Origin of the sequence: Kluyvera sp. Awk 3 (assembly GCF_028069715.1) — a bacterium.
GTDB classification, from domain to species: domain Bacteria; phylum Pseudomonadota; class Gammaproteobacteria; order Enterobacterales; family Enterobacteriaceae; genus Kluyvera; species Kluyvera georgiana_A.
Window position 1 is genome coordinate 1 of the sequence record NZ_JANEWH010000177.1, and the last position, 8,224, is coordinate 8,224.

At 52.9% G+C, this 8,224-nt stretch carries 7 protein-coding genes; 3 read left to right on the top strand and 4 right to left on the bottom strand.

The features are described from left to right. Positions 1-462: 462 nt before the first annotated feature. Positions 463-2,607: a putative bifunctional diguanylate cyclase/phosphodiesterase gene (locus NNN71_RS22420; protein WP_271459368.1), complete on the top strand. Its 2,145-nt coding sequence runs from the start codon at positions 463-465 to the stop codon at positions 2,605-2,607. Between the two features lie 27 nt (positions 2,608-2,634). Here NNN71_RS22420 and NNN71_RS22425 read toward each other — a convergent pair whose 3' ends face one another. Then, complete coding sequence (locus NNN71_RS22425) at positions 2,635-3,000, bottom strand: hypothetical protein (RefSeq protein ID WP_167576016.1); 366 nt, start codon at positions 2,998-3,000, stop codon at positions 2,635-2,637. Positions 3,001-3,286: 286 nt separating this feature from the next. On the opposite strand from NNN71_RS22425, the gene NNN71_RS22430 reads away from it, so the two are divergent. Next, on the top strand, positions 3,287-3,853 hold the full coding sequence (locus NNN71_RS22430) for a DJ-1/PfpI family protein (protein WP_163447384.1): 567 nt from the start codon (positions 3,287-3,289) through the stop codon (positions 3,851-3,853). Between the two features lie 63 nt (positions 3,854-3,916). Here the strand turns inward: NNN71_RS22430 and NNN71_RS22435 are convergent, their stop codons facing one another. Next, entirely contained in the window at positions 3,917-4,786 is an 870-nt protein-coding gene (locus tag NNN71_RS22435; RefSeq protein ID WP_271459369.1) for an aldo/keto reductase, read from the bottom strand. A 200-nt stretch (positions 4,787-4,986) separates the two neighbouring features. After that, positions 4,987-6,603 (bottom strand): peptide ABC transporter substrate-binding protein, encoded by a 1,617-nt coding sequence (locus NNN71_RS22440; RefSeq protein ID WP_167576018.1) that lies wholly within the window; start codon positions 6,601-6,603, stop codon positions 4,987-4,989. A 192-nt stretch (positions 6,604-6,795) separates the two neighbouring features. Here NNN71_RS22440 and mpaA point away from each other — a divergent pair, with 192 nt between their 5' ends. Next, positions 6,796-7,518 (top strand): murein tripeptide amidase MpaA, encoded by a 723-nt coding sequence (gene mpaA, locus NNN71_RS22445; RefSeq protein WP_167576019.1) that lies wholly within the window; start codon positions 6,796-6,798, stop codon positions 7,516-7,518. Positions 7,519-7,648: 130 nt separating this feature from the next. Here mpaA and NNN71_RS22450 read toward each other — a convergent pair whose 3' ends face one another. Then, positions 7,649-8,224 carry a serine O-acetyltransferase gene (locus NNN71_RS22450; RefSeq protein ID WP_191091004.1) on the bottom strand — a complete coding sequence of 192 codons (576 nt, stop codon included), beginning with the start codon at positions 8,222-8,224 and terminating at the stop codon, positions 7,649-7,651.

Below are 8,224 nucleotides of genomic sequence, written 5' to 3' on the forward strand. Positions count from 1 at the left end.
GTATTAGACAGATCACATCGGCAATAACAAAAACCGCCAAAATAAAGACCAGGATAAACGTTCGGACGCTAATGTTTTTAAACATAACCTACCCTCAACGCTGGTTGTATAATTTTGTTATATCACCAGAAGATGTATTTTCCAGACCATTTTAACTATTTTCATCACTTTAACCGTTCGCGGTGTCAGTTTGCCTTAATGCAGAATATAACAACAACTAAAGACAAATTTTCCACACCAGCCTACTTAAGCATGGCTTAACTCTATAGAAATAAAGCATAATATAATGCGCCCCACTTATTTATTAACTGGCATTTCACGATAATTAAGCCATGCTAAATAAACCGAGCGCAGCATCTAATCTGATAAAAAAAAGATAACTCTTTCGCTATTTCACTGGTTTAAATTCGGAATTTACTGATAGATTAAATAGAACCCACTCTATGAAAAGGTATGGTTTGCATGACGCTACACGCTTCGTGGGACCCGATACTGGTCGGTATTTCATTCCTGGTGGCATTCATCGCATCTTTCGTTGCGCTTGATAGTGCTGCAAAAATTGCCGCTTCAAATAAGAAGGCGGCTATCTTCTGGCGTATTACCGGCGGCGCTACGCTGGGTATTGGTATCTGGTCGATGCATTTTATCGGCATGCTGGCCATGAAGATGCCTATGCCAATGAGTTATCACCTGGCGCTGACGGTCATTTCACTGCTGGCGGCGATTATCGCGTCTTCACTGGCGATTAATATCGCCGTCGCGGGAAATACGCTGTCGCTTAAACGCTTGTGCATTGCCACCGCCCTACTCAGCAGCGGTGTCGTCATCATGCACTATGTCGGCATGGCTGCGCTGATGTCGCATGACGATATCATCTGGAGCGTGCCGCTGATTATCGCCTCCGTGGTGATCGCTATCGTAGCCTCCTGCGTCGGCTTGTGGTTAGCCTTCAGCCTGCGCCTGAACAGTAAAGGGGTATTGCTGACGCGCGTTGGCGCGGCGTTTGCGATGGGAATTGCGATTGCCGCGATGCACTATACCGGCATGAGCGCCGCCACCTTCACCGGCAGCGGGCATATCATGGCCAATCATGCGGCCATGGTGAGCGAAGAAGGCCTTTCGATATGGGTTTCTGCCACCACGCTACTGCTGCTGGGGCTGATGCTGATGATCTCAATGGTGGACTCCCAGGTACGCACGACGCGACTCACCGAAAACCTCCAGCGCCTGAACCAGCAGCTTGAGCAGCAGGCACGCTACGATGGGCTTACCGGCCTCGCCAACCGTAGCCAGATTGATATGCGCCTGCTGGCTTGCCTGCATCAGGCTCGACTGGCGGGCAGCACTTTCGCGCTGGTGCTGATGGATCTCGACCGCTTTAAGCTGGTCAACGACGCCTGGGGCCATCACGTCGGCGATAATCTGCTGGTCTCCGTCGCTAACCGTATGAGCGCCTGCCTGATGCCGAAAATGACCCTCGCCCGCATCGGCGGCGACGAGTTTATCCTGCTGGCGCCCGACTGCACCGAGGCGGAAATCGCCGATATCTGCACGCGGATGGTCGAAAGCATCCGGCGGCCGTTTTACCATTCCGGGCAAATTCTGCAAATCTCGCTGAGCGTTGGCATCAGCCTCTACCCCGGTCACGGCGAAACGCCGCAGGATCTGAAGCTCGCCGCCGATACCGCGATGTATCACGTGAAACATAGCGGGCGAAATGGATGGGTGTTCTACAACGAGTCGATGCTCGATAGCACCTGGCAGGGCGCGCATTTCTTACAGGACCTAACTCAGGCGCTGGAGCGCAATCAGTTTGAACTGTGGTACCAGCCGAAATACCACGTCAAAGAAAAACGGATTTACGGCTTTGAAGCATTACTGCGCTGGCGGCATCCGAAAAAAGGCATTTTGCTGCCGGAAGTCTTCCTCTCTACGCTACAGAATACGGGGCTGATTGTTTCAGTGGGTAACTGGGTGCTGGAACAAGCTTGCATTCAGATGCATAAGTGGAGCCTTTCCGGGCACGATGACTGGACGCTTTCGCTGAATATTTCACCGGTCCAGTTTGAGCAGCAAAACTTCTACGAGCAGGTTTGCGACGCGCTGGTACGCCATCGTATTTCGCCGACACGCCTGACCATCGAGCTTGCCGAAACCACGGCGTTACATGGTTTCGATCGCAGCGTGCAAATCTTTAATGATTTCTGCCGCATTGGTATCACTATTTCCATTGATAACTTTGGCGTCGGTTACTCCAATATGCTGGCGCTGCAGGATCTCCCAGCCGGTGAATTGAAGATTGATAAAAGCTTTATGAAAGATATGCGGGAGAACAGCAAACACATCAAAATCGTCTCGACGATTATCACCATCGCCCATTCCATGAATATGGATGTGGTGGCAGAGGGCGTAGAAACCCAGGAGCAGCAGCGTATCCTCACCGGGCTGGGCTGCGACGCACTACAGGGGTTCTGGTTCTCCGACCCGGTACCGGCGGAGGATATTGAAGTGATGCTGAGTAATCTCCCGCTCAGCGGCGATCCTAACGCGCCAGCCGCACTGCGCCGCGATATTTCATCATCAACCGGGAAAAAGAGGCAGGCGTGAAAGTCGGTGATTCCTCTGCCACGAGCATCAGCGGGGATCGCCCTCCCCGCGTTCGAGATAGGCGACCGTGAAGGTCTGATAGTCGCTGGCGTCCACCTGCTCTTCTACGCCATGGCATTGCAGGCGATTGGTCGGTTCGCGTAACGTATGACGCTCAAACTTTTCGACGAGCGTGCACTCTTCAAGCCAGCGTTTTCCCAGGGCAACCTCATCGTTCTTGATCCCCGGCATTAACACCAACACCACCAGCAGCGCAAACGCCGCCGCAGCGGAAAGCCATGTTGTAAACAGCACGGCAATCGGCACGTTGAGCTTTGAAAACAGATAACTTGCCAGCAGCAAAAGCAGAAAGATGCCGAGCAGCACTTTGCCAAATATCATGACATCAGACATATAAATCATCGCTGTTTGCCCGGGCATAAGAAGGTGAAAAGCGGCTTATCCGCAGAGGATATCGCACGCGTGATATCGTCCGCCAATTATAGCACTCCCGTTATCTCTGCAAGTGTCTCAGCAGAACGATACTCCATGTTGGCAGAACTGCTGCCCCGATCTTGCCGGTGCGGCAGCCCCGCTTTTAACCATTGCTGATATCCGTGATGTAGCGCGCGGTTTGCGGTTCGCTATCCCTTTGTGGCCAGGCTATATCTTAGACATCTTTACTCAAAGAGGATGGGCTATGGCAGGCAAAAAGATACTGATGCTGGTTGGCGATTACGCGGAAGATTACGAAACTATGGTGCCTTTTCAGGCGCTACAGATGATTGGTCATCAGGTGGATGCCGTTTGCCCCGACAAGCCGAAAGGCGACTATATTATGACGGCGATTCATGACTTTGACGGCGCCCAGACCTATAGCGAGAAACCCGGCCACCGCTTCGTGCTCAACGCCGATTTTGCCAGCGTCAATGAGGCGGATTACGACGCGCTGCTGATCCCCGGCGGACGCGCGCCAGAATACCTGCGTTTATACGAAGCGGTCATTAAGCTGGTTCAGGACTTCGATGTGGCGAACAAACCGATTGCCGCAGTCTGTCACGGCCCGCAGCTGCTGGCCGCCGCGGGTGTTTTGCAAGGGCGGACCTGCAGCGCCTACCCGGCCTGTGCGCCGGAAGTGCGGCTGAGCGGCGGCGAATATGCCGATATCGGTATCGATGAGGCTTATGTGGACGGCAACCTCGTGACCGCGCCGGCATGGCCAGCACATCCACAATGGCTGGCGAAGTTTGCCGAACTGTTGCGATAGAACAGCTATCGGGCTCAAACAAACAGGCGCTAAAAGCGCCTGTTTTCATTGGATAAACCCGGTTCAGTCATGGATTTTAACGCCAAGACAGCCGCGAACAAATTCCGGGTTAAAATGTTTCACCGCCTCCCCCACATAGCCCGCATCCAGCGCGCTGATTTTTGCCATTTCAGCATCAGTCAGGGAAAAATCCCAGATCGTAAAGTTCTCTGCAATACGTTTTTGTTGGGTAGATTTAGGGATCACCGTGACGCCACGCTGCACGTTCCAGCGCAAGACAATCTGCGCAATGGTTTTTTGATGGGCATCGGCGATGCCTTGCAGCATTTCATCTTCATAAGGCTTATGTCTGCCACCGCCTAACGGCGCCCAGGCTTCGGGCTGAACGTTATAGCGCTTCATGGTTTCCAGCGCGTCAGGCTGCGCGAAGTAAGGATGCAATTCCACCTGATTGACCATCGGCTTGATTCTGACGGTTTCACAGAAGTTGGTTAACACATGCGCATAGAAATTCGACACGCCAATAGCTTTCAGTTTACCGGCATCATAAGCCTCTTCCAGCGCGCGCCACGCGCTGAAATAATCCCCCATCGCCTGATGCAGTAAATAGAGGTCAAAATAGGCTAGCCCTGACTTTTTCAGCGACGCGTCAATACCGGCTTTCGCCGCTTCGGCGCTGACCATGTCCTGAACCCACAGCTTGGAGGTAATGAATAGTTCCTCGCGGGTACACAGCCCATCAGCGATGGCTTCACGAACGGCCTCCCCTACAGCGTCTTCGTTGCCATAGACGGCAGCGGTATCGATAAGGCGATAACCCGTGCGAATAGCGCTTAACACCGACTGCTTACATTCTTCTTTATCGGTAACCTTAAATACGCCAAACCCCACCATCGGCATTTTTAGATTGTTACTTAATACTGAATATTCCACGGTCATGCCTCTATCAGGTTAAAACATGATTTTAAGATACAACGCTCGCCACAATTAGACTGTTAAAACTGATTTGACCTATGCAATGGATTCATGAATCAGGTGTTTTAATAAGATCGGTCCCCTTCAGGGGGAAATAAGGCGTAAAAAAACGGGCGCGGTAAGCGGCGCCCGTTCTGAGTTTTGCAGCGATGGTTTTATCAGTGCTTAATGATATACATCGTATGCGTATACGCCACGTCTTCCGGATTGGTGATCGGGTATCCTTTCACCCACGGCTTGATTAAGCGGCCATTGGTGTACTGGTAGATGGGTGCAATCGGCGCTTTTTCGGCGAGGATTTTTTCCGCGGCATTGTAGTCAGCGTTACGCGCCTCGGCGGTATTTTCCAGGCTCGCCTGACGGATCACTTTGTCATAGGCGGGATCGTTAAAGCGCGCAATATTGCCGCTGTTCGTCGAAGTCAGCAGCGACAGGAAAGTAGACGGTTCGTTGTAATCGCCCACCCACGAAGCGCGAATCACATCGAAGTTGCCGGTATTGCGGCTATCGATGTAGGTTTTCCACTCCTGGTTTTGCAGCTTAACGTCGACGCCCAGATTTTTCTTCCACATTGACGCCACGGCGATAGCAATCTTCTGATGTACTTCCTGGGTGTTGTACAGCAGGGTCAGCTTCAGCGGACGATTCGGGCCATAGCCTGCCGCTTGCAGCAACATTTTCGCCTGCGCGTTCAGCTCTGCCTGGCTGCTCTCTTCCAGCGCCGACGTTTGAGGTTTAAAACCTGCCGTCACGTCTGGCGTAAAGCGCCACGCGGGTTTTTCGCCGGTCCCCAACACCTTCTCCGCGATGATACGACGATCGATGCTCATGCTGAGCGCCAGACGTACACGCGCATCAGCGGTAGGCCCCTTTTGGGTGTTAAAGGCGTAGTAATAGGTGCCCAGTTGCGCAGGCGTAAAGACCTGGCCCGGTAGCTCTTTTTTGAGCTTCTGATACTGGTTTTTCGCGAACGACTCCGTGATATCGATATCCCCGGCCTGATAGCGTTTGGTGGCCGCGGATTCCTGGTTAATCGGCATAAAGGTGACTTTCTGAATCACCGTTTTGGCGTTATCCCAGTAGTATTTATTCGGCACCGCCACCAGCTTTTCATTCACCACGCGGTCGGCCAGAACATAGGCGCCGTTACCCACCAGTTTGCCCGGACGCGTCCAGTTTTTATCGCTTTCGACAACGGTTTTATTCACCGGATAGAGCGAGAAGTTAGCCGTCAGATTCACAAACCACGGCAGCGGCTTATCGAGCTGGACCCGCAGCGTATGCGCGTCCACGGCGGTTACGCCCAGGGTTTCGGGCTTGGCTTTGCCATCAATAATATCCTGCGCATTCGTGATGCCCGCTAACGCCGCAAACCAGGCAAACGGCGAGGTGGTTTTCGGGTCAACCAGACGCTGCCAGCTGTAGACGAAATCCTGCGCCGTCACCGGCGTGCCGTCCGACCATTTAGCGTCGTTGCGAAGGGTAAACGTCCAGATTTTCTGATCGTTGGTTTGCCAGCGGGTAGCAACGCCAGGAATGATATTGCCGTGAGCATCCTGATTCACCAGACCTTCATACAGATCGCGAATGACCTGAATCTCCGGTAGCCCCACCGCCTTCGCGGGATCTAATGAAGCGGGTTCATCTTTAATGTGACGAACCAGCTCTTGCTGCTTCGCCAGCACCGTTCCGGCGGGAACGTCGGCCGCGACGGCGATAGAACTCAGACCTGAAAGCAAGACGGCGCAACAGGTCAAGGTGAACGGTAACTTCATGTCATCCCCTTTAAATAGGTAAACCCACACAACTTGATGAAAATATTATTTGTTTCACTTACACGAATTGCAAACAGCATGTCACATAAACTTGATATATCCCCAGCAATATCCATAAGGGAAACTATTTGATTCGCGGATGATTTTGCACAACACTGCTCAATATCCCCATTGCGTATCAGGATGCAGCGTATGTCAGCCACTCGCCCTCGCGCTCAGCGCGGCGCGTTCCCACCAGGGACACAACACTATGGTCGTTCACTGTTAGGCGCACCGCTTATCTGGTTTCCCGCGCCGCTGGCCGGTCCGCAAAGCGGTTTAATCATTGCCGGTACGCACGGCGATGAAAACGCCTCGGTGGTCACCCTCTCCTGCGCGCTGCGCACGCTGGCACCGGAGCTACGGCGTCATCACGTGGTACTGGCCGTTAACCCGGACGGCTGCCAACTGGGGCTACGCGCCAACGCCAACGGCGTGGATCTCAATCGCAACTTTCCGTCAGCCAACTGGAAAACCGGTGAAACGGTCTATCGCTGGAACAGCGCGGCCGAGCAGCGTGATGTGGTATTGCTCACCGGCAGCCGCCCCGGCTCTGAACCGGAAAGCCGCGCGTTGTGTCAGTTGATTCATCAGATAAACCCGGCATGGGTGGTGTCGTTCCATGACCCGCTGGCCTGTATTGAAGACGCCCGCAATAGCGAGCTGGGACAATGGTTGGCGGACGCATTCGCGCTGCCGCTGGTCAGCAGCGTCGGCTACGAAACGCCCGGCTCGTTCGGCAGCTGGTGCAACGATATCGGGCTACACTGCATCACCGCCGAGTTTCCGGCAATCTCATCAGACGAAGCCAGCGAGAAGTATCTGGCGGCGATGACGGGGCTGCTGCACTGGCAGACGACAAAACCGACGAAATAACCCGTCGCTGGTCTGGCCGCAATGCACGCCGGGGACGTATTGCGGACAGGAACGTGCCTGAGGCTGATGCCATCAAGGATCCCCGCAGGGAAAGAGAATACGGTTTGCGGATTGTTCGGCAAATTGAACGTTATTTAGCCGCCGCGACCTTAATCGACAGGACCTTTTCCGTATAGACGGTGCAATTCGAGGGAATATCTTTATTGATAAACGACATTGCGCCAATGGTCACATTGTCGCCGATCGTTATTTGGTCGCCGATAATGCAGGAATTAGCGCCGATATTCACATTATCGCCAATGGTGATAAGCCTATCACCATAATTATTCTTCGTCCCAATGGTTGTATTTTGTCTAATCAGTAAATTCTTACCAATAACCACATTATGGGTGATAACCACGCCATGAAAATGCGTGATGCGAAAGCCGCCACCAATGTCAGCGCCTAACATAATTTCAGTATTGTATTGTGATTCTAACTTGCGGTTAATCCTGAAAGCGGCCCAGCGTCGGAATGTACCGCCTTGCAGAAACAGACAATTAGCAATGCGCCACCAGACAATGAAGCGTTTCCCGGGTTGTCTCCAGCAGCGCAGCAGGATCCTACGCCAGGTAAATGGCTTGCGCCCCTTCAAAACATCGTCACGTAACAGCGACTTCATTTCCGCATAGAGTTCTTTTTTTGTTTTCTGTCTGGATGTAACCAT

What these genes read in the sequence shown, in the direction of transcription:
- NNN71_RS22440 (WP_167576018.1), bottom strand. Translation starts at nt 6,603, where the DNA reads ATGAAGTTACCGTTCACCTTGACCTGTTGCGCCGTCTTGCTTTCAGGT.
- NNN71_RS22425 (WP_167576016.1), bottom strand. Translation starts at nt 3,000, where the DNA reads ATGTCTGATGTCATGATATTTGGCAAAGTGCTGCTCGGCATCTTTCTG.
- NNN71_RS22430 (WP_163447384.1), top strand. Translation starts at nt 3,287, where the DNA reads ATGGCAGGCAAAAAGATACTGATGCTGGTTGGCGATTACGCGGAAGAT.
- NNN71_RS22450 (WP_191091004.1), bottom strand. Translation starts at nt 8,224, where the DNA reads ATGGTTACATCCAGACAGAAAACAAAAAAAGAACTCTATGCGGAAATG.
- mpaA (WP_167576019.1), top strand. Translation starts at nt 6,796, where the DNA reads ATGTCAGCCACTCGCCCTCGCGCTCAGCGCGGCGCGTTCCCACCAGGG.
- NNN71_RS22420 (WP_271459368.1), top strand. Translation starts at nt 463, where the DNA reads ATGACGCTACACGCTTCGTGGGACCCGATACTGGTCGGTATTTCATTC.